Genomic DNA, 22134 nt, shown 5'->3' with positions numbered 1-22134 from the left:
TGATAGCTTCATTACCTTTAAAAAACAAATAATTCTAATGAAAAAGCAGGAAAATTGTTGGCCGCTTGTGCAATTCGGGTACTTTTTTCTGCCACTCGGCAATAGTTTTGGTTTGTACAAATTCTGTAGGAGCGGTAAGATCGGTTGCTATGCAGAGTTTGGTTTTTGGATTGGCGGTCTTTAATATTTCTTCCAACATGGGATTATTGCGGAAAGGTGTTTCAATAAACAGCTGAGTTTGATCGAGCTTAATGGCTGTAGCTTCCAGTTCTTTGATCTTTTTACTGCGCAGTAACTTATCAATCGGCAAATAGCCATGAAAAGTAAAGCTTTGGCCGTTAAAACCAGAAGCCATCAGCGCCAGTAAAATAGAGCTTGGGCCTACCAGAGGTACTACTTTAATACCCATGCGGTGTGCTTTATCTACAATTTCGGCGCCTGGATCAGCTATGCCAGGGCAGCCGGCTTCGCTCATCAAGCCCACATCGTTACCGGCCTGTAAGCCTTTAAAAAAGTCGGCTGTACCCATATCGCGGTTATATTTGCTGTAATCGTGAATGAGCAGTTCGCTTTGCGGCGTTTTTAAACCGGCCAGCTTTAAAAATTTGCGGGCGGTCTTTTCATTCTCCACAATATACTCTTTGATACTGTTAATGGTATCAACCAGGTAAGGGGTAAATGATTTGGCAGCCGTTTCTTCGGCCAGCGGTACGGGGATTAAATAAAGGGTTCCATAGGGCATATTGCAAAGTTGGTGTTTTTTGTTTAATTTAAGCTATTGAAAGGAGCCTGAAAAAAATGAATTCATTAGGCGTAAACTGGTTTATTGAGGGATATATTGATTTTGAGCAAAAAAAGTACGTCCTGCTGAATTATTTACAGGAAATTAACCGCCATTTTGATAAGAGCAGGCTGTATCCCAACCTGGCCGATCTTATTTTTCATTACAACAACCTGGTTGATTTTAGAAAGAACAAAACGGTGCTCCAGCAGGCCTTTCCGCAACGCTTAACACAGGCAGATATCGACGCGGTAAAGCTTACCTATCAAAAGATCATTAAAGATGATCAAAACATGCAGGAAATAGAGCAGATCATCGCCTTTGCCCTGTCAAAAATGGATCCCGCGATACAAACGGGCAAAGAGATCTATGATTTTGTAGAAAGCCGGCTTAATATTGATCCGGTAGGTATTGTACCCCTGATGCCGTATCACGGCTATTTTTCGTTACGCAACGGCAAGGAGCGTACCAACTGGATATATGAATATCACCTTACTATTTTTGAGGATAAGGATGATAAGTACCGTGGCATCAATATATCATTTATTGATACTTATGAGCACAGCATCACCAACACACCCGAGGCTATGAAGCTGAGCCTGATCAACCGCAACAAGTTTTTACCCAACCCGGCGGTATATTATGTGCACAGCGATATCACTTTTCCATTGGAGCAAACGCTGTTGCCGGTAGCTAAAAGGAGTTTGGTAAAATATATTTCGAGCGCGGCGTAGTCCTTTCCGTCATCCCGAACTTGTTTCGGGATCTCATTAAACGGTAGCCGTCATACTGTATATTTTGCATATAAGATGCCGAAATAAATTCGGCATGACGTTGTGATTTTAACCCCAGGCACAATAAATCTTAAAATATTGTGATAGCCCAAAGTTTTATTATTTTTGAGCTCACAAAATTAACGACATGAATTTTCCAGCTGAGTTAAAATACACCAAAGACCACGAGTGGATAAGAGTTGAAGGCCAAGAAGCAACTGTGGGCATTACCGAATTTGCACAGCGCGAATTAGGTGACATTGTTTACGTTGACGTTCCTACCAAAGGAAAAGCCCTTGAACAGGATGAAGTTTTTGGAACGATAGAGGCTGTAAAAACCGTATCTGACCTGTTTTTGCCGGTTGCCGCTACCATTATAGAAGTTAATCCAGCTTTAGACGGAGAGCCTGAGTTGGTAAATAGCGACCCTTATGGCGAAGGCTGGCTGGTTAAGATCTCGATAACAAATGCATCAGAAATAAATGATCTTCTATCGGCTGATGCCTATACGAAGCTGGTTTCTTAAATGAAATTATTTCTAAAATATCATGGGCTCACTATTTTGTGGGCCTTATTTGTTTTTACCATGTGCGCCGTTGATTTGGGAGATGCCGGCAACTCGCCCATGTTTTTCCCGGGCTTTGATAAATTGACCCATACCGGCTTCTTTTTCACGCTGATAGTGCTTTTTTGCAATGGGATAATAAGGCAACAAAAACCACGGTCGCTCTCGTATAAACAGATAGTTTTAGTTACAATAGTTGCCATTTTTTTTGGTGGGCTGATAGAGATACTTCAGCTCACCATTTTTACTTGGCGCAGCGCCGATTGGAGCGATCTTTTTGCAGATACTTTGGGTACCTGCATGGGTATATTTGCAGTACTGGTAACATTAAGAGCAACGGGTTATGGTAAAAAATAAATTCATTGTATTAGGCGCCATGATAGCATTGATTGGCCTGTCGTCATGCGGCATATTTAAAAAAAGCTGCAACTGCCCGCACTTTGGGAAAGTAAAGCCGGATGTGCGGATATGCAAATATGCAGGTGTGCAGATGATGGGGTAGATTGATGTGCAAATATGCAGATGTGCAGATTATGGGGTAGTGTTGATAGTATACTCAAATAAGAAGTAAGGCTGGGTCCTCCCAAACATCTTCGTAAGTATCTGTTATTAAAAATCTCATTCCAGGAGCAAGGCCTAAATATTGGGCGATTATCGGAAACGATTCAATGATATGTATTACATGTACAGGTTCAAAAAAGTCAGGATCTGATGAAAAATTCTCTCCCGCCCAAATGTACCAACCAGTTGTGTCACCTTCATGGGGATGCCGGAGCCCATTTATAGGCCAAATTCCATCTTTTAGATTCTTAGCTACTCCTATTTTTGAAATCGGTAATGATTCGTAGTAAGGTGAGCCATATTTTTCACATATAGCCATTTGTTCTGTTTTGCAATCCATCATTTTCTTTCCTCGCATAAATATCTGAATAATCCACATATCTAAACTCGCCATATTTTTATCTTTTCTCATTTGCACATCTGCACATCTGAAACACACCTGCACATCTAAAATCGTCATCATTTTATCATTTCTCATCTGCACATCTGAAATTTGCACATCTGCACATCAATCTCACTGTTGTTATTTGGATTTAATATAAATAAGATTACATTTGCTGTGGTTTAAAATTATACGATGACACTTTCACAACTTGAAGTAGGCGAAATAGGAATTGTAAAGGAATTTACTGATCTGGAAATGTCGGTAAAACTGATGGAAATGGGTTGCCTGCCAGGCGAGGAAATAAGAATTTCGCGCATCGCCCCGCTCGGTGATCCAATCGCTATCCATGTTTCGGGCTACCAGTTAAGTCTGCGTAAATTTGAAGCTTCCACCATTGTGTTGCAGTAGTTTTGTAAAAATTGAAAGCCGACATAAGAGTTGCACTTGTAGGAAATCCCAACACCGGTAAATCAACTCTCTTTAATATACTAACCGGTCTTAATCAAAAAATAGGAAATTTTCCCGGGGTTACTGTTGACAAAAAAACAGGTTTTTGCCAACTGCCCGATGGCCGCACCGCCGAGATCATTGACCTACCCGGTACTTACAGCATCTATCCTAAAAGTAAAGACGAATCCATCGTATTTTCAGTTCTGGCCGATAAAGCCAAAGGGCTAACACCCGATCTGATCGTGGTGATACTGGATGCCTCAAACCTGAAACGCAACCTGCTGCTTTATACCCAGATAGCCGATCTTAAAATACCCATCGTGGTAGCTTTAAACATGATCGATGTATCGGATAAAGCAGGCATAGATATTGACATCGATCTGTTTGCTAAAAAACTAGGGGTACAGGTGGTGCCTGTTTCCGCTCGCAAGATCAAGGGTATCGATCAGCTTAAAAACGCCATCGCTTACGCCAATAAAATAGCACTGCAACAGGACACCATTGATGTAGAAGCTATTGCCCCGCAAATTATAGCGCAAATTCAGGACGACCTGAAGATCGACAACTCCTACCTGGCTTTGCAACTGGCGCATCAGCATGAAACGTTAAGCTATCTTTCAACCGAGCAAAGTGACCGTATTGAGAAATTGGAGCACGAATTTTCTTTCCATTCACAAAAATCACAGGCCGCAGAAACCATCGCCCGCTACAATTTCATCAACGATTTATTATACGATACCGTTAAAAAACCCGAAACAGCGCATGACGAAACCGTAAGCAATAAAATTGATAAGATACTTACACACAAGGTATTCGGCTTTGTGATCTTCTTTGCCATATTGATGTTTATTTTCCAGGCCATCTTTTCCTGGTCGGCCTACCCCATGTCGTTGATCGAGGACCTGTTTATCTGGTTACAAAAAGTGATCAGCAACGTATTGCCTGCCGGACCACTGGTAAGTTTAATAGTTGATGGTGTGCTTGCCGGTTTAAGCGGTGTAATGGTATTTATACCACAAATAGCCATCCTCTTCGCCCTGATATCTATACTGGAAGATACCGGCTACATGTCGCGTGTTACTTTTATGATGGATAAGGTGATGCGCAAAGTTGGCCTCAATGGCAAATCTGTTGTACCACTTATTGGTGGTTTTGCCTGCGCGGTGCCTTCTATTATGAGTACCCGCAACATCGAAAACTGGAAAGACAGGATGATCACTATTATGGTGACCCCTTTGGTAGCCTGTTCTGCGCGGTTACCTATTTATACCTTGATGATCGCGCTGGTTGTACCCAATCGTAATGTTTGGTGGATCTTTAACCTGCAGGGCCTGGCATTAACCGCTATGTACCTGCTCAGCATAGTATCGGCAGTTACGGTAGCCTTTGTCATGAAATTTATTTTAAAGGCCCGCGAGCGCGGTTACTTTATCATGGAGCTGCCCGTGTACCGTATGCCCCGTTGGAAAAATGTAGGCTTTACCATGTATGACCGTTCCAAAACGTTTGTGCTGCAGGCCGGCAAGGTGATCATAGCGGTATCGGTGATATTATGGGTATTGAAATCATACGGCCCGGGAGATACTTTTGCTAAAATTGATCAAAAATATCATCAAACACAATACGTTAAAACCATGACGCCTGATAGCTTGACCAAGGTTATCGCGTCAGAAAAACTGGAAAGCTCTTATGCCGGCGTATTTGGTCATGTGATTGAGCCTGTGATCAAACCCCTGGGCTTCGACTGGAAGATAGGTATAGCGCTCATCAGCTCCTTTGCAGCCCGCGAGGTATTTGTAGGCACCATGGCTACTATTTACAGTGTGGAGGGAGATGCGGATAAGATGGAATCGGTACAGCAAAAAATGCACAGTGCCACTAACCCTGATACCGGGAAACCGGTATTTACGCTTGCTGTGGCATTTTCGCTCATGATGTTCTACGCTTTTGCCATGCAGTGCGCCAGCACCGTGGCCGTAGTATACCGCGAAACCAAAGACTGGCGCTGGCCCGCAGTGCAGTTTGCCTATATGACCGGACTGGCCTACGTCGCCAGTTTTATAGTTTACCATTGGTTGAAGTGATTTTAGTCCATAGTCGATGGTCAGTAGACCATAGCATCAACTCATTTTACTGAAAACTTTACAAACCATCGACTATGGTCTATGGACTATCAACTGCCAATTATTATATTTGTGTTGAGGTAAAAATTGGATAAAGTAAAAGTTTTAGAAAAGTATCTTCCGCCAGACGCGGCTCCCCTGATTGGCCGCTGGATTGATTACTTTAAATGTGAGTTTAAAATTTCGCGCAACCGCGGCAGTAAATTTGGCGATTACCGTTCGCCATACGGCGGTAAAGGGCATCGCATCTCTGTTAATTACGATTTGAACCCATACGCTTTCCTGGTAACTACAGTGCATGAGTTTGCGCACCTGCATACCTGGAACGAACATAAACAAAAAGCCAAACCACATGGCACGGAGTGGAAAGCCAATTTCAAAAAAATGATGCAGCCCTTTTTTGAAAAGGACATTTTTCCATCCGATGTAAAACACGCCATCACCAGCTATCTGAATAATCCTGCGGCATCCAGCTGCTCAGATTTGAACCTGTACCGCTCCCTGCGTAAATATGACGCGCCAAAAGAGTCGGTACTTACGGTAGAAAAAGTTCCCCTTAAAGCTTTGTTCAAAATAAAAGGCGGCAGGGTTTTCCGCAAAGAAGAGCAATTGCGTAAGCGTTTTAAGTGCGTGGAGATAGCCACCAAACGCGTTTACCTGTTTAGCCCCGTTGCTGAGGTGGAACTGGTAGAAGATTGATCTTTTATCCCCCCGTCATTGCGAGCGTAGCGTGGCAATCCCCAAAATACAGGGCGAATTTGCGTGTTTACTCTGCTTATTGGGGATTGCTTCGTGCCTCGCAATGACGCGTTTTTGCTCTATACCTAAACAACATCTACCCAAATCAATTAAATCCTTACTTTTGCGGCATGGCAAAAGTTAAATCATTTGTAAATAACCCTTACCAGGAAAACACTTACCTTTTATATGATGAAACCGGCGAATGTGTCATTATTGATCCGGGTATGTATACCGCTACTGAACAAAATGTGGTCACCAATTTTATAAAGGATAATAATTTAACGCCGGTAATGTTATTAAACACCCATTGCCATATTGACCACGTACTGGGCAACAAGTTTGTATTTGACAAATACGGGCTAAAACCAAAGTTCCATATTGGTGAGTCGGAAGTATTGGCGGCTGTAGTTGCTTATGCCCCGCAAATGGGCATCCGTTATGAAGTATCTCCCCTTCCAGATGAGTTCTTGCCCGAAACTGGTAGTATACAGTTTGGTAATACCACACTCCATTTAATCTTCGCGCCCGGCCATTCGCCTGCCTCCTTGTGCTTTTATGATAAAGAGGCCAATATCCTGATAGGCGGCGACGTGCTGTTCAGATTGAGCATTGGCCGAACCGACCTTCCCGGTGGAAGTTTCAGCACGCTAATGGATAGTATTACCATCAAACTGTTTCGCCTGCCCGATGATTGCATAGTTTATCCCGGCCACGGTCCCGAAACTACCATCGGTTACGAAAAACAAAACAACCCATTTATGAATTAATCCTACGCTTGGGTTGTACGTGATACGTTTTACGTAATACGTTTACAAAAATTAGTAATTTACAGATCAAAAGAACGTATTACATCACACATCAAACTTACCACGTAATTGAACACCTCGGTATATATAGCTAAACGGTACCTGTTCTCGGGCAAAAAAATGCACGCTATTAATATCATTTCGGGTATATCTATGCTCGGTGTTTTAATTGGTAGCGCGGCGCTTATCATTATTTTATCCGTATTCAACGGTTTCGAAAAAGTGATCCTGTCGTTGTACAGCAACTTTACGCCCGAAATAAAGATCGAAACCCGACTCGGTAAAACTTTTAATCCGGATACCCTTTACTTCAATACATTGCACCAGGATAAACGCCTTATTTCCTATACAGCGGTACTGCAGGAAAAGGCCCTGATCAAATATGGCGACAAAACTTTTTTAGCGACCGTAAAAGGTGTAAGCGACGATTTTTTAAAAAACAAACGGCTGGATAGTACAGTGCAGGCTGGCTCTTTCACTTTAAAAAGCGGGGGACAAAATTTCGCGGTTATTGGGGCAACTATCCAAAATAACCTGGGTATCAATATCCATGATGAGCTTTCGCCTATACAAATATATTCGCCCAGGCGGGGTACGGAAAGCTCGGACAATCCGCTCAATGAATTTGTGGTGCGCTCCATCAACCCATCGGGCGTGTTTGGTATACAGCAGGAGTTTGATGATATTGTGGTCACCCCCCTGGAGTTTGCCCGCGACTTGCTCGATCAGCCCAAAGAAGTATCCTCCATTGAACTTACTTATAAGAAGGGGACGGATCTGGCATCGGTACAAAACAAAATAATAGACGATATCGGCAACAAGTTCACCGTAAAAAACCGCAAAGAGCAAAACACCGAACTATACAAAACACTCAACTATGAGCGCTGGTCGATATTCATGATACTTACCTTCGTACTCATTATAGCAATATTTAACATCATCGGTTCGTTAACCATGCTGGTGATTGATAAGCGCAAGGACATTGCCATACTAAGCAGCCTGGGCGCCAACAAGCAAATCATACAAGGCATTTTCTTTTTTGAGGGAATGATGATATCATTGATCGGCTGTATTGCCGGTATTGTTTTAGGCTTGATATTCTGCTTACTGCAACAGCATTTTGGCTGGATAAAAATGGGCGCGCAAATGTCGGTAATTGATGCCTACCCGGTTGATATTAACCCGGTTGATATTGGCCTGGTATTTTTAACAGTTGGCATCATTTCTGTAATAGCATCGGGCATCAGCGCACGATTAAGTATTAAAGGTTTAGATGAAATCAAACAGGATTTGTAAATTTGTGGTATGAGGATAGGGTATATTAAATATTTCGCGTTCTTAGTTGTTTTAATTGCTGCATGCTCATGTAACAGAAACTCGTCAAAAACCAAAGAGTCAACGGTTTATAAAGGATTGTACAGTTTTGGCCCCGAAATAAAATCATTCAAGGATTGTGATAGTGGTCGTGAGTTTTGGGTTGCCGATAGCTCGGCCCAGTTAGAACTGCAATATTCGCAGCTTAATTTCGAAAAACCTTACGAGCCGGTGTATGTCGAGGTAGAAGGCATCAAATCAAAGTCAGGAAAAGAAGGTATGGGATCTGAGTATGACAGCACCCTGGTTGTAAAAAAAGTTATAAAAATAACCAAAGAGATACCGCAGGACATTTGCAATTAATACCTTATTATTAATAGCTTTAATTATTCGTAACGCCTGCTATATTTCAGCCGTTCTAAACCAAATAAATAAAACTCATCTGCCACAGTGGCGTTAACTAATTATTATGGAATCAAAACGTCAGCAAAAATTCGCCGGAGTAATACAGCAGGACCTGGCCGCCATATTTCAGCGCGAAGGCATGAACTATTTGCCCAATACCCTGGTAACCATTACTAAAGTACGCGTAACACCCGATTTGGCTATTGCCCGTATATTTTTAAGCTTTTTTGGTAACAATAACCTGCAGTTGGCCCTGCAAACCATTAAATCACACGCCTCCGAGATCAGGTATAAACTGGGCGCCCGGATTAAAGACCAGGTAAGGATCATTCCGCAACTGGAGTTTTTTGTGGATGATACCAGCGAGTACGTAGAGCGCATGGATAAGATATTTGAAAAAATAAGCAAAGAAGAGCGCCAGCCCGATGCCGAATAATATTACCGGATGGACCCGCATGCCCGTTTAAAAACTTATTTGCAAAACAACCCCACTGCCATTGGCAAAGTGGTTGACTATAATGCCGGCACCGACCGGCTTTTTCCGTTGGATTTTACCGCCGCCAACACAGAACTCAACATGACCATTATTGCGGATACGCAACAATTTAGTGATTGGGTAAGTGAAAAACTAAGGACCAATAATTGCCGCTATGGCATTGGCGGTTATATGGAGCATCGTACTATTTATGCCGTTAGTCCGCATTTTGATACAGAGGGTGAGCCGCGCCGGCTGCACCTGGGTGTTGATATTTGGGGCGATGCCAATACGCCCATTTATGCACCGTTTGATGGTATAGTGCATAGCTTTCAGGATAATAACAACCTGGGCGATTACGGCCCTGCCATTATCTTACAGCATAACCTCGATGGCTTAACCCTATACAGCCTATATGGTCATCTGAGCCGCAAAAGTTTGAATGGATTGACCATTGGTATGCCCATCCATAAAAACCAGCAGATAGCCACACTAGGCAATAACCAGGAGAACGGGCAATGGCCGCCACACCTGCATTTCCAGCTCATGTATGATATGGAAGGCAAACATGGCGACTACCCCGGCGTATGCAAATATTCTGAAAAGGAAAAATACCGATTGAATATTCCTGATCCTGGTTTGGTACTGGGCTTTTAATGCCTGAATAAAAGCGGCTCTCACATTAAACTTTATATCCGTTTTATTGTCGATATTTATAGTATGGTAAAACGCTTGTTTATACTTGTTTCGCTGATGGCAACCACGGCAATAACGGCTTTTGCCCAACCCGCATTTAAGGGTGGGCAAAGCGCGCTCATGGATTTTTTAAGAACTAAAATCGTATACCCCGAATATTCCAGCAAAAACTGTATTTCGGGCACTATTGATGTAGCCTTCAGGCTTAATCACAACGGTAAAGTTACAGGCGCCAGCGTACAGCGCGGCCTGGGTATCGACCTGGACGATGAGGCCCTCCGGGTTATTAAATTGACATCGGGGCACTGGACCGTGCCTGCTGATTATAACGAGAATACCAATCTGGTACAACCAATCCGTTTTGATCCTTCCCAAACCAATTGTGGCAACCTGAATAACGCCGCAAATATGCAAGCCGCTATCGACGATTATAAGAACCGGCAGGAGTTGGAAAACGCCGTTACCAATTACTATATCAATAAATATAAAGGCAAAGCCGATACCAGTAAAGAGCCTACTATCCTGGCCTTAAAAAAACAGCTGGGTTTTGATGACGAGTTGATCAGCGACCTGCTAAAACAGGCTAATCAGAAATTAAAACAGGATGATAAAGAAGGAGCCTGCACCGACTGGACCTTTATCCGCAACATAGGCAGCGATAAAGCCGACAGCTTTATTAAAAAATATTGCGGGCAATAATTTTCTAAAATATCTACATTCACTGCATGGTTCAACACGAGCAGCAATTACGCAAAAAGGTAAAAACCTGGATCATTATATTCATCATCGGCTTAGTATTGAGTGGCGTGACTGCCTTCCCGATAGAAACCGAACTGGGCTTTTTTGCAGCACATGTACAGTCATTCCCAGCCTTCATGCAACCCTGGATCATGAAGGTATACCTCGCTGTAAAAACCACCAATCAAAACTATCCTTATTTAAGTTACGGTACCGACTGGCTGGCATTTGGTCACCTGGTCATAGCCATGGTATTTATCGGCCCATTAAAAGATCCTGTAAAAAATAGCTGGGTTATCCAGTTCGGAATGATCGCCTGCGTTATGGTATTTCCGTTGGCTTTCATCGCCGGCCCCATAAGGGGAATACCGCTTTACTGGCGTTTTATTGATTGTTGCTTTGGCATCTTCGGCATTATACCGCTTTACATTTGCTATCGCGATATTAAAAAGCTGGAGACACTAACTTCCTGAAGGGAGAATAATCGTCGGGTTACAGAAAAAGCATGTAGGTGACATGTTTTAAGGTTTGCCGCAGTTTTTCGAGTGCGATGCCCACCTGGCGCTCAACAGTTTTTGGCGAGATATTAAGCTTACTGGCGATCTCTTTATATTTCATATCGCTAAAACGGCTCATCACAAAAATTTCACGGCACTTTTCGGGCAGGGTATTGATAGCCGCGTTAATTTGGAGGGTTAATTCTTTTTCTTCGTATCCGCTTTCTACGGTGTTGCGTACCTCATCAAAAAGATTATTCTTTTCCAGGTAAGCCACATATAAATTCTCAATTTTTTGATGTTTTAAATAATTCAGGCTCCGGTTTTGCACCATTTTAAATAAATAAGAGCCTACCGAAGTTGAAAAAGTAACCTCATGGCCTTTTTCCCATAAAAGGGTGAAAACATCAGCAACAATTTCTTCAGAAATAGAGAGGTCATTAACAAAACGGTTGCAAAAAAGCGTAAGCCGGGTATAATAAAGCTTAAATAAAGCCTCAAATGCCCTTGTATCGCCCTGCGTAAGTTTAGTAATGAGTATTTCGTCGCTTTTAGTAATCATTTATTCATAGTTCGATCAAAATGAGGCACTTTTTAAAAAACTTTAACAAGTTAGATAAAAAAATTTAAATGTTTCAAATTTAATATGGAAATAATGATAAAGTAATTATAAAACATTCTGCATAGTGTAATATAAACACAATTAATTCGGGGTTTTAAAGCTCATTTCGAAATATGTTATAAAAATATTTTCAAAAGCTTTGAGGGTAAGCCGTTTTTTAATTGTCTTGTTGGTATAATAAGAATGGATAACGAAGAGATAAAACTATTATTAGTAAAGTATATTACCCGTGAGGCTGACGAGCAGGAAACAGACCGGGTAAGGGAGTGGGTAAAATCACATCCGGAAAATGAACAGTATTTTGCCCAGCTGTATGAAACCTGGCAAAACATGCTGTATTTGAAACCCGGGATTGTTGATGAGGAAAAAGCGTATCAAAAATTTTTACCGACAATACCGCAGGAAACAAAATACAGGCAATTATATAAATGGAGTAAGGTAGCAGCTATTGTAGCACTATTTAGTGTACTATCTGTTTTATTAATAAAGCATTATTCAAAAAATGTACAAAGCATCAGGCTGGTATCTGTTAATAACGGAGGTATTAAAAAAATAATTTTAACAGACGGCACGCTTGTTTGGTTAAACGCGGGCAGTAAGTTGAACTACAATACCGATTTTGGTAAAACAAACCGCACGGTGTACCTGGAAGGCGAAGCATTTTTTGAAATAGCACCGGGCAAAAAAACCATCCCGTTTATTGTGAATACAAAAAATTATACCATTAGGGACATCGGCACTAAGTTTAATCTGAAGTCATACCCTAACGATTCTTTCTTTGAAACAACGGTTATAAAAGGTGAGGTTTCTGTGGAGGGTAATATTAATAATAATACCCGCGAAATGAGCCGCATATATGTTAAACCACGGCAGGTACTGCGTATATATTATCAACAACAAAAAGAAAAATACACCTATAAACCAGATGATCAGACGACCAAAGATCTGAATGAGATACAGGTTTTACAGGTAGATTCCGCAAAGATGGATAAGTACGATGGCTGGAAAGAAGATCTGCTGGTATTTGACGGCAACACGCTCGATGAAATATCCAAAGTACTGGAGCGCAGGTACAACGTAAAAATAATCATGAACGATGCCGGACTGCAAAATTTAAGGTATTCCGGGAGCTTTAAAAATATAACCACTATTGATAAGGTATTGAGCTTAATAAAAGGGAATACAGACATTGATTATACCATAACTGGCAATACCGTAACCATTACTAAAAACACCAATTAATCAACAATAAAACATAAACCATTAAAAAAGCACGTATGGCAAAAAAATAACTCCTCTCTCCTCTCAATAAAAAACCCGGTGTGCGCTAACACTCCGGGCTATGTAAAAAATTAATAGCTAATACCCTACGCTTGGGGAAGCATTGTATTAACTAATTAACAAACACAAATTTATGATAAATTTTGACAGAAAACCTGTAATGGCTGTGCATGCATGGCAAAAAACCATTAAAATTATGAAGCTTGTTACTGTTTTGCTCTTTGCGGGCATAATGCACATACATGCTGCTGTTTATTCACAAAACGTTTACAATTTTAACCTTAATAATATCTCGGTAAAACAGATGTTCAGGCAGATAGAAAAAAACAGTAAATACACTGTTTTTTATAGGCTTGACCAGGTAAATGCCGATAAAAGGATAAACGTGGAGTTACAGGACGCAAGCATCGAAACGGTGATGAAAAATGTACTTCAGAACCAGCCATTAACTTTCCAGGTGGTTGACGATATCATTATTATTAAACCGGCAGATGGTAAAGTTATTGCCACAGTTACCGTAACCGGTATAGTGAAGGATGCAAGTGGCACCCCCCTACCCGGAGTAAGTGTTAAATTGACTGGTAGTTCATTAGGTACGGTAACTGATGTTAATGGTAAATACAGCCTTACCTTGCCCGATGCCAATGGTACGCTGGAGTTTACCTTTCTGGGCTTTACAACTCAGCGAATATCCGTTAATGGTAAAACCTCCATCAATGTTACACTGGCCGAGGAATCAAAGTCGCTGAACGAGGTTGTAGTAGTAGGGTACGCAACACAAAGAAAAAAGGATTTGACGGGTGCTGTAGCTGTAGTTGATGTACAAGCCATGAACAAACAGGCTTCGGGATCGGTAAATAGCCAGTTGCAGGGGCAGGCATCCGGTGTTACCATCATAGGATCGGGCCAGCCAGGTGCCGAACCCCAGGTACGTATACGAGGGTTCAATTCATTTGGTAATAATGATCCTTTATACGTGGTTGATGGTATACCAACACAGGATATCAGCACTATTAACCCTAACGATATTGAGAGCTTTCAAATACTAAAGGATGCCAGCTCGGCCTCTATATATGGTGCACGTGCATCAAACGGTGTAATTATCATTACAACCAGAAAAGGTAAGGGCAAAGTTACTATACAATATGATGCCTATTACGGCAGGCAAGTACCCAAAGGTGGCAACGTATGGCATACGCTAACCCCGCAGGAGCTGGCCGACTTAAAACACCTGGCCCAAACAAATTCTGGCGTTACCGATTTTCAGGATGATCAGTATAATCCAGATGGTACAGGTTCAACTTATACTTTACCTGATTACATTTCACCGGCTGGTGCAAAAAATGGAGACCCCTCCACCGATCCTTCTTTGTACTACGTAAATCCTAATTATACCAACTCTGACGATTATAATAGCTTTTACCGCATCACCAAAGCGAATAAAGCGGGAACAGACTGGTACCATGAAATATTTAAAACCGCGCCTATGACCAGCCATAACCTGGCCGTAAGCTCGGGTAATGAACAGGGTAGCTATTTGTTTTCATTAAACTATTTCAACCAACAAGGTACTTTGATCAACACCTACGAAAAACGATATACTATTCGTGCCAACAGTCAGCATAATTTCAACAAACATGTGCGCATCGGCGAAAATCTGGCTTATTCTGTAGTCAGTAATCCGCAGGTTGGTTACAATAACGGGGATGCGGTTATAGCCCATGCTTTTAGGGAGCAAACCATCATACCGGTATATGATATCAAGGGCAATTACGCCGGTGATAACGGATCTGGCCTGGGTGATGCCTTTAACCCTGTAGCTATGCAGCAACGTACGCGAAATAACAAATCACTGGCTTACAGATTGTTTGGTAACGTATTTGCGGAAGCCGACTTTTTAAATGATTTCACCATCCGCACCAGCTTTGGTGGCGAAACCGCTTCGGGAGCCTCTCATAGCTTCACCTATCCTCAATATGAAAACGTAGAGAATTCGCAAACCAATCAATATAACGAAGACTCATACAGCAATTATAACTGGACATGGACTAATACTTTAGCTTATCATAAGACCATCGGAAATCATGACATTAAAGTAGTTGTCGGCTCCGAAGCCAACCGGAATTATAGCAGTAATTTGGGTGGTGCAAGACAAGGTTATTTTAGTTTTGATCCCAATTATACCGATTTGAGTTCTGGGGATGTAAGTAGCGCCAGCAACTACAGCTACCGCGGCGAGTCATCTCTATTTTCACTTTTTGGTAGGGTTGATTATATTTTTAATGGCAAGTATCTTTTCAATGCTACCATTCGTCGTGACGGCTCATCCAATTTCTCACAAGTTCACCAATACGGCTGGTTTCCGGCATTCAGTGCAGGCTGGAGAATATCTCAGGAAAACTTCATGAAAGGAGCTACGTGGCTTAATGACTTAAAGATACGTGGTGGATACGGTATCATGGGAAACCAGATTAACTTAACTACGTCAAATCGCTTTGATGCATTTAGCAGCGCTGTAGGGCAATCGTACTACGCCATCAATGGTGGTAACGCCGCTGTAGCTGGCTTTTACCAGTCGCAAATTGGCAACCCCAACGCCAAATGGGAAAAAGACGCCAACACCAACATTGGGCTTGATGCCTCTATATTAAATAGTGCAATTACCGTTACGATTGACTATTACCGTAAGGATATTCGTGACCTATTATTCAATCCTGAGGTTTTAGGAACTATTGGCAATGGCGCCCCGCCATATGTAAACATAGCCAAAATGAAAACGGATGGTTTGGATGCGAGCATAGCTACTAACTTTAAGGTAAACAAAGTTGGGTTTAATGCTACGTTCAACTTAACCACTTTCAATAACAAAATAACCAAGGTTTCAAACGACGCTAATTATTTTGACACAGATAATCCAAGGGGTTTTGACATAGGCTTTGTACGCAACCAGGTAGGTCACTCTATTGGAGAATTTTATGGTTACCAAATAGCCGGCTTCTGGAATTCACAGCAGGAAATAGATGCCGCTAATGCCAAAGTTCAAAAAGCATCAAATGACCCCAATGCAACCTACCAAACCGATGTTGCTGTCGGTCGTTTTAAATATACAGATGTTAATGGCGATGGCAAGATCACAGATGCCGACAGAACTTTTATCGGTAATCCAAACCCTAAATTCACTTCGGGACTAAACCTGGGCGTTACCTATGCAGGCTTTGATTTTAACGCATTATTTTACGGTGTTTTTGGTAATAAAATATGGAACAACGTTAAGCGCTGGAGAGATTTTTATTCGTCGTTTACAACAGCAAAAAGCCAAACAGCACTTTATGACTCCTGGACGCCGACAAATCAAAATGCTAAAGCGCCGATACAGGAAGTCAACTCTTCATTTAGCAGTAACGCTCAACCAAACTCTTATTTTGTTGAAAACGGCTCGTATGTACGCCTGCGTAATGCGCAGATAGGCTATACCTTTTCACCAAACGGCCTTAAAAAACTAGGCATTCAAAAATTAAGAGCATATGTATCTGGCACCAACTTATTTACGATAACCGGGTATTCTGGCATCGATCCTGAACTACAGGGACAGCCCGACGGCCAGGGTCATACCACTTTCGGAATTGACGAAGGTACGTATGCAAGTCCCCGTACCTTCTTATTTGGTGTTAGTTTAACGTTATAATTCATCATTAAGCACGATTACAATGAGAACAAAAATATATATCGCTTTAAGTATGGCTCTTGCCGTATCAATCAGTTCATGTAAAAAATCATTGGATAAGCCTCTTCTGGGAGCTTTGGAGTCTCCACTGCTTCAAACAAAGGATGGCGTTAATGGCCTTCTTATAGGCACGTATGCTGCTTTAGACGGCATGGCAGGCACTTCGGCCATCGGCGGCGGCAATCCCTGGGAAACCTCACCGGATAACTGGGTTTTAGGCGGTGTGGCCGGCGGCGATGCCAACAAAGGCAGTATAGCGGGCGACGTATCTGAGATTGAGCCTATTATGCAATTTTATAGTGATCCTACCAACGTTTTTTACAACAGTAAATGGAAGGCTGATTACGAAGGAATTTCAAGGGCTAACAATGTTTTAAAAGTGGTTGCCAAGGTAACCACCCTTACCGATGCGGAAAAGGCAAATATTATTGGGCAAGCTCGTTTTTTAAGAGGACATTACTATTTTGATCTGCGAAAGGTCTTCAAGAATGTACCTTATATCGACGAAACTACTACTAACTTTAATCAGCCCAACAATACCGATGTATGGGCAAAAATAGAAGCCGACTTTGATTTTGCTTATAAAAACCTACCAGCTACTCAAGCAAGCGTTGGCATGGTAAATAAATGGGCCGCGGGCTCTTACCTGGCAAAAACCTATTTATACGAGCAAAAATACCCACAGGCAAAAACGGTATTTGATGATGTTATTTTGAATGGGGTGACCTCAAATGGTCTTAAATATGGCTTGAATGATAAGTTTGATGACAATTTTACGCCGGAAACTGAAAACTCCAAAGAAGCTGTGTTTGCTATACAAATGGCAGCCAATGTTGACCCGGACGGCCCTACCAATGCCAATAATGGCGACATGCTGAATTTTCCGTACGGCACAAACAGCCCATTTCCATGCTGCGGCTTTTATCAGCCATCTGCCGATCTGGTAAATCACTTCCGTACAGATAATAGTGGTTTGCCCTACCTGGATGATTTTAACAGTCACGCTATAAAAAATGATATGCATTTGCCATCTTCGGCAGATTTTACACCTGATGCGGGTAACATCGACCCACGTTTGGATTGGACAGCAGGCCGCCGTGGCATTCCATATCTTGACTGGGGCGTACATCCCGGCGATTCATGGGTAAGAGATCAAAGTTATGCCGGCCCGTATTCGCCAATAAAAAACGTTTACTGGAATGGAACACAAGACGTCGACGGGGATAACCACTCCTGGGCTCCAGGCTCAGCTATTAACTATAACGTGATCCGTTTTGCCGATGTGCTTTTAATGGCTGCCGAAGTTGAGGCTCAGCAGGGCAATTTGGCCAAGGCAGAGGATTATGTGAACCAGGTACGTAACAGGGCGGCAAATCCAATTGGCTTTGTACATACTTATATAGATCCTGCAAATCCTACCAAGGGCTTTACAAATATACCGGCGGCTAATTATAAAGTAAGCCCGTATCCAGGTGGTGCATTTTCAAGTCAGGCGTATGCTTTAAAAGCCATTTACTTTGAGCGTAAGATTGAGCTAGCCATGGAAGGCCACCGCTTTTTTGACCTGGTTAGGTGGGGTATTGCCGATACCGAGCTGAATAATTATTTTAAATACCAAAATACCGTGACAACTGACCTTAGAAGTGGAAAGTATGTTAAAGGCAAAAACGATTACTACCCTATTCCGCAACGGCAAATTGACTTAAGCGCAAGTGGTGGCAGCCCGGTACTTAAACAAAACTCTGGATATTAATAAAAATTCAACCAAAACTTACCGGGACGTATTATTCCGGTAAGTTTTTTAACCATCGCTTATCACCTCTCCTGTTTTAAGCATTCAAAACCTAAATATTAATTTTTATGAATAAATCATCAACGCGGTTTTTATCGCTGGATGTATTTCGCGGTATGACCATCTGCTTTATGATCATAGTAAATACACCGGGGAGTGGCGCGGCTGCATTTTCGCCGCTTGAACACGCGGCCTGGCATGGTTTCACCCCTACCGATCTGGTATTTCCCTCATTCTTGTTCGCGGTGGGCAACGCCATGAGCTTCTCGATGAAACGCTATCAGGAAATGGGCAATGCCGCAGTTTTAGGCAAAATATTTAAACGTACCCTGCTTATTTTTTTAATAGGTTACCTTATGTATTGGTTCCCGTTTTTTAACTTCAAGGGCGGCCACATTTCCTTATCTCCTATTGCAGATACCCGCATCATGGGTGTATTACAGCGCATAGCCTTGTGTTATTGTTTTGCGTCACTCATGATCCACTTTCTGTCGAAGCAATCGGTGGTTATTTTATCTGTGTTGCTATTAGTTGGCTACTGGATCTTGCTGCTGGCTTTTGGCGACCCTAATGATCCCCTGAGTATGACCGGCAATGCAGGCATATTCCTGGATAAGTTTATTCTGGGCGATAGCCATATGTATCATGGTGAAAAAATAGCCTTTGATCCCGAAGGCATCCTGAGTACCCTGCCCGCTATCGTGAATGTAATTATTGGCTATTATGCAGGTAAGTTCATACAGCAAAAAGGCAAGGGTTATGACACCATTGCTAAAATGTTGCTTACCGGAACGTTGCTCATATTTCTGGCCCTTTGCTGGAACATGGTATTCCCGATCAATAAAAAATTGTGGACAAGCTCCTTTGTGCTGGTTACCACCGGACTCGATTTGGTGATCCTTTCATTCCTTGTTTACGCGCTCGAGATCAATAACTGGAACAAAGGGAACTGGACACGCTTTTTTACTATCCTGGGTAAAAACCCGCTGCCTATTTATGTACTGTCAGAAATACTGGTGATATTCTTTTATATGCTCAGCGTAAAAGGAACCAGCTTTTATGACTGGATCAATACTTCTGTTTACCAGGTAATAGCCCCGGGAGCTATCGGCTCACTGTTGTTTGCCATAAGCTATATGCTTATTTGCTGGTGTGTAGGCTGGATACTGGATAAAAAGAAGATCTATATCCGTGTTTAAATTTTCAACCTAAATATATTGCTAAAGGGGTGGCCGTTATCAACGGCTGCCCCTTGTTGTATCAGTCCCGGTTTGCAATAAGCTTGTAACCATCGGCCATATCGGGTATTTGTTCGAACGACATCCCCGGGTAACGTTTTTCTACTCTGCCAATATGAGTACAGGCATGCTCCAGGTATTCATCATCAATTATTTCCTGTATGGCATCCCTTATCGTTTCATGGCTCAGGTTTTTAACAATGATCATATCAGAGGCCCAGAAACTTGCCGAATTAAACTGCGTGATCATTTTTTGAATATTAGCCAACGTAAATAAGGTCGCCACCAACACATCGCCGCTTTCAAGCACAATGTGTACATCAATATTGCCATCAAGTTCGTTGACCTCGTTATATCCGGACGGGAAAGTGATCTTAAAATCCATCATTATCTTAAAAAAGGTAAAGATAAAACTCCGCCGATCATTAATTTCAATTACTGTATTTATAATTCTTCTGCATAAAAATCAATAACTACATATATAAAGAATTAAAAAATGAAATTATCAAGCATAAATTCATCTAAAATGAAAATTTGATATAAATAATTGAATTTTTTTAATAAAAATTTGCTTTTTTATCAAAAACACTTCATAAATTACATTTTTAAAAATAACTGATTGGTAGATTTCTAATTATTACGATTTTATATGGAGGAATCAGCTTATTTTAATAAATACGACCCCATTAGCGGCGTATGGGACGAAATGTATGGCGCTAATTGCAGCGTTCGCGACCATTATTTGAAAGTAATCGAATATATTTCAAAAGAATCGGCCGATGATCTGAACAAAAAAGAAGAATTGGCCAAGAGCCTTTTCATGAGCCAGGGTATTACTTTTACGGTTTATAACAGCGGCGAGGGTATCGAAAAGATATTCCCTTTTGATATCATCCCACGCATTATTACAGCCAGCGAATGGGCCTTTGTAGAGAAAGGCATCAAACAACGGCTTACCGCCCTTAACCTGTTCCTGAAGGACATATACAACAACCAGTTTATTGTAAAAGATGGCATAGTACCTATTGATATTATTTATTCTTGCCCGCATTTTTTGCGCGAGATGTACCAGCTCAAAGTACCTTATGATATTTACGTACACATATCAGGCATCGACCTGATTCGTGATGAGGATGGTACTTTTTATGTACTGGAGGATAATTTGCGCACTCCATCTGGCGTAAGCTATATGCTCGAAAACCGCGAGATCACCAAGCGTTTGTTTCCCGATCTGCTGCCGCAATGCGGGGTTCGCAGTGTAACCGAGTATCCAACCATATTGTATAAAAACCTTTTGGCGCTTTCGCCCAGGCAAATATCAAACCCAACTATCGTATTGCTAAGCCCGGGCATATACAACTCGGCCTATTTTGAGCATACTACCCTGGCCCGCCTCATGGGCGTTGAATTGGTAGAAGGCCGTGACCTGGTGGTGAACAACCATAAGGTATACATGAAAACCACCACCGGTCTGCAGCAGGTAGATGTAATATACCGCCGCGTTGACGACGAGTACCTTGATCCGCTGGTATTTAACCCGGAAAGCATGCTGGGCGTTGCCGGCATTATGGGTGCTTACCGCAAAGGCAATGTAGCCATAGTAAACGCTATAGGCACCGGCGTTGCCGACGACAAAGCGGTTTACGCCTACGTTCCGGATATGATACGTTATTACCTGAACGAAGAGCCGATCCTTAAAAACGTACCCACGCACCAATTAGGTAACCCTGATGAACGCGAACATGTATTCAAAAACCTGAACAACATGGTGGTTAAAAAAACCAATGGCAGCGGAGGTTATGGTATGCTCATGGGCCATGCCGCTACTGAACAGGAAATTGACGACTATAAAAAAGAGATCCTGAAAGATCCGCGCAATTTTATTGCTCAGCCAACTATTAGTCTTTCGGCGGCACCTTGTTACATGCAGGGTTTATTAAAGCCCCGCCGTGTCGACCTTCGTCCCTATGCCCTTTATGGCCCGGACGGCATTGAGATAGTTCCTGGCGGCTTAACACGGGTGGCCCTTAAAGAAGGCTCATTGGTAGTGAACAGCTCACAGGGCGGCGGCAGCAAGGATACATGGGTGCTGGCCTGATTTGGGATTTCGGAATTTTGATTTCGGATTTGGTGGTTGTCCATTACTCTCCTAATTCTAAACTCCGTA

23 protein-coding genes are annotated in these 22134 nt (G+C 42.1%); 19 read left to right on the top strand and 4 right to left on the bottom strand.

Going from position 1 to position 22134, the window contains the following annotated elements; all coding sequences use genetic code 11:
- Nucleotides 1–34: 34 nt before the first annotated feature.
- On the bottom strand, nucleotides 35–742 hold the full coding sequence (locus AC57BQ_RS24610; protein ID WP_496408770.1) for an SAM-dependent methyltransferase: 708 nt from the start codon (nucleotides 740–742) through the stop codon (nucleotides 35–37).
- 56 nt (nucleotides 743–798) lie between these two features.
- On the opposite strand from AC57BQ_RS24610, the gene AC57BQ_RS24605 reads away from it, so the two are divergent.
- The 4 genes from AC57BQ_RS24605 (at nucleotide 799) to AC57BQ_RS24590 (ending at nucleotide 2621) form a co-directional block, all read left to right on the top strand.
- Nucleotides 799–1515, top strand: a complete 717-nt coding sequence (locus AC57BQ_RS24605) for a hypothetical protein (RefSeq protein ID WP_496408769.1) — start codon at nucleotides 799–801, stop codon at nucleotides 1513–1515.
- A 187-nt stretch (nucleotides 1516–1702) separates the two neighbouring features.
- Nucleotides 1703–2080, top strand: coding sequence for a glycine cleavage system protein GcvH (gcvH, locus tag AC57BQ_RS24600; RefSeq protein ID WP_496408768.1), 378 nt, complete (start codon nucleotides 1703–1705; stop codon nucleotides 2078–2080).
- The gene (locus AC57BQ_RS24595) at nucleotides 2081–2476 is read left to right on the top strand and encodes a VanZ family protein (protein ID WP_496408767.1); all 396 of its coding nucleotides are present in this window, start codon (nucleotides 2081–2083) and stop codon (nucleotides 2474–2476) included.
- Nucleotides 2463–2621: a hypothetical protein gene (locus AC57BQ_RS24590; protein WP_496408766.1), complete on the top strand. Its 159-nt coding sequence runs from the start codon at nucleotides 2463–2465 to the stop codon at nucleotides 2619–2621. The genes AC57BQ_RS24595 and AC57BQ_RS24590 overlap by 14 nt, the downstream gene beginning before the upstream one ends.
- A gap of 54 nt (nucleotides 2622–2675) precedes the next feature.
- On the opposite strand, the gene AC57BQ_RS24585 is transcribed toward AC57BQ_RS24590, so the two are convergent.
- Nucleotides 2676–3158 (bottom strand): immunity protein Imm33 domain-containing protein, encoded by a 483-nt coding sequence (locus tag AC57BQ_RS24585; RefSeq protein ID WP_496408765.1) that lies wholly within the window; start codon nucleotides 3156–3158, stop codon nucleotides 2676–2678.
- A gap of 99 nt (nucleotides 3159–3257) precedes the next feature.
- Here AC57BQ_RS24585 and AC57BQ_RS24580 point away from each other — a divergent pair, with 99 nt between their 5' ends.
- The 10 genes from AC57BQ_RS24580 (at nucleotide 3258) to AC57BQ_RS24535 (ending at nucleotide 11286) form a co-directional block, all read left to right on the top strand.
- Complete coding sequence (locus tag AC57BQ_RS24580) at nucleotides 3258–3473, top strand: FeoA family protein (protein ID WP_076373926.1); 216 nt, start codon at nucleotides 3258–3260, stop codon at nucleotides 3471–3473.
- A gap of 11 nt (nucleotides 3474–3484) precedes the next feature.
- Nucleotides 3485–5599, top strand: a complete 2115-nt coding sequence (gene feoB / locus AC57BQ_RS24575) for a ferrous iron transport protein B (RefSeq protein WP_496408764.1) — start codon at nucleotides 3485–3487, stop codon at nucleotides 5597–5599.
- Nucleotides 5600–5725: 126 nt separating this feature from the next.
- Nucleotides 5726–6337, top strand: coding sequence for a SprT-like domain-containing protein (locus tag AC57BQ_RS24570; RefSeq protein ID WP_496408763.1), 612 nt, complete (start codon nucleotides 5726–5728; stop codon nucleotides 6335–6337).
- Between the two features lie 170 nt (nucleotides 6338–6507).
- Nucleotides 6508–7146 carry an MBL fold metallo-hydrolase gene (locus AC57BQ_RS24565; protein WP_496408762.1) on the top strand — a complete coding sequence of 213 codons (639 nt, stop codon included), beginning with the start codon at nucleotides 6508–6510 and terminating at the stop codon, nucleotides 7144–7146.
- A 108-nt stretch (nucleotides 7147–7254) separates the two neighbouring features.
- Nucleotides 7255–8481, top strand: coding sequence for an ABC transporter permease (locus tag AC57BQ_RS24560; protein WP_496408761.1), 1227 nt, complete (start codon nucleotides 7255–7257; stop codon nucleotides 8479–8481).
- Between the two features lie 9 nt (nucleotides 8482–8490).
- On the top strand, nucleotides 8491–8862 hold the full coding sequence (locus tag AC57BQ_RS24555) for a hypothetical protein (protein ID WP_090472700.1): 372 nt from the start codon (nucleotides 8491–8493) through the stop codon (nucleotides 8860–8862).
- 106 nt (nucleotides 8863–8968) lie between these two features.
- Complete coding sequence (gene rbfA, locus AC57BQ_RS24550; protein ID WP_176852138.1) at nucleotides 8969–9340, top strand: 30S ribosome-binding factor RbfA; 372 nt, start codon at nucleotides 8969–8971, stop codon at nucleotides 9338–9340.
- Between the two features lie 9 nt (nucleotides 9341–9349).
- Nucleotides 9350–10036, top strand: a complete 687-nt coding sequence (locus tag AC57BQ_RS24545; protein ID WP_496408760.1) for a peptidoglycan DD-metalloendopeptidase family protein — start codon at nucleotides 9350–9352, stop codon at nucleotides 10034–10036.
- Nucleotides 10037–10132: 96 nt separating this feature from the next.
- Nucleotides 10133–10774 (top strand): energy transducer TonB, encoded by a 642-nt coding sequence (locus AC57BQ_RS24540; RefSeq protein WP_496408759.1) that lies wholly within the window; start codon nucleotides 10133–10135, stop codon nucleotides 10772–10774.
- A 26-nt stretch (nucleotides 10775–10800) separates the two neighbouring features.
- On the top strand, nucleotides 10801–11286 hold the full coding sequence (locus AC57BQ_RS24535) for a hypothetical protein (protein ID WP_496408758.1): 486 nt from the start codon (nucleotides 10801–10803) through the stop codon (nucleotides 11284–11286).
- A 19-nt stretch (nucleotides 11287–11305) separates the two neighbouring features.
- On the opposite strand, the gene AC57BQ_RS24530 is transcribed toward AC57BQ_RS24535, so the two are convergent.
- A complete protein-coding gene (locus tag AC57BQ_RS24530; RefSeq protein ID WP_496408757.1) occupies nucleotides 11306–11872 on the bottom strand; it encodes an RNA polymerase sigma-70 factor in 567 nt (188 codons plus the stop codon).
- 243 nt (nucleotides 11873–12115) lie between these two features.
- Here AC57BQ_RS24530 and AC57BQ_RS24525 point away from each other — a divergent pair, with 243 nt between their 5' ends.
- The 4 genes from AC57BQ_RS24525 (at nucleotide 12116) to AC57BQ_RS24510 (ending at nucleotide 19928) form a co-directional block, all read left to right on the top strand.
- Entirely contained in the window at nucleotides 12116–13174 is a 1059-nt protein-coding gene (locus AC57BQ_RS24525; protein ID WP_496408756.1) for a FecR family protein, read from the top strand.
- A gap of 235 nt (nucleotides 13175–13409) precedes the next feature.
- Entirely contained in the window at nucleotides 13410–16898 is a 3489-nt protein-coding gene (locus tag AC57BQ_RS24520; RefSeq protein ID WP_496408755.1) for a TonB-dependent receptor, read from the top strand.
- A 22-nt stretch (nucleotides 16899–16920) separates the two neighbouring features.
- Complete coding sequence (locus AC57BQ_RS24515) at nucleotides 16921–18690, top strand: RagB/SusD family nutrient uptake outer membrane protein (protein WP_496408754.1); 1770 nt, start codon at nucleotides 16921–16923, stop codon at nucleotides 18688–18690.
- Between the two features lie 107 nt (nucleotides 18691–18797).
- Nucleotides 18798–19928, top strand: a complete 1131-nt coding sequence (locus tag AC57BQ_RS24510; RefSeq protein WP_496408753.1) for an acyltransferase family protein — start codon at nucleotides 18798–18800, stop codon at nucleotides 19926–19928.
- A gap of 61 nt (nucleotides 19929–19989) precedes the next feature.
- On the opposite strand, the gene AC57BQ_RS24505 is transcribed toward AC57BQ_RS24510, so the two are convergent.
- Complete coding sequence (locus AC57BQ_RS24505) at nucleotides 19990–20355, bottom strand: hypothetical protein (protein ID WP_496408752.1); 366 nt, start codon at nucleotides 20353–20355, stop codon at nucleotides 19990–19992.
- Between the two features lie 261 nt (nucleotides 20356–20616).
- On the opposite strand from AC57BQ_RS24505, the gene AC57BQ_RS24500 reads away from it, so the two are divergent.
- Nucleotides 20617–22065 (top strand): circularly permuted type 2 ATP-grasp protein, encoded by a 1449-nt coding sequence (locus AC57BQ_RS24500; RefSeq protein ID WP_496408751.1) that lies wholly within the window; start codon nucleotides 20617–20619, stop codon nucleotides 22063–22065.
- Nucleotides 22066–22134 lie beyond the last annotated feature (69 nt).

Source organism: Mucilaginibacter sp. BGA-UO-ETr-C110 (assembly GCF_059567985.1).
Note: the sequence above shows the minus strand (reverse complement) of the source record. Positions and strands in the feature narration are given on the sequence as shown.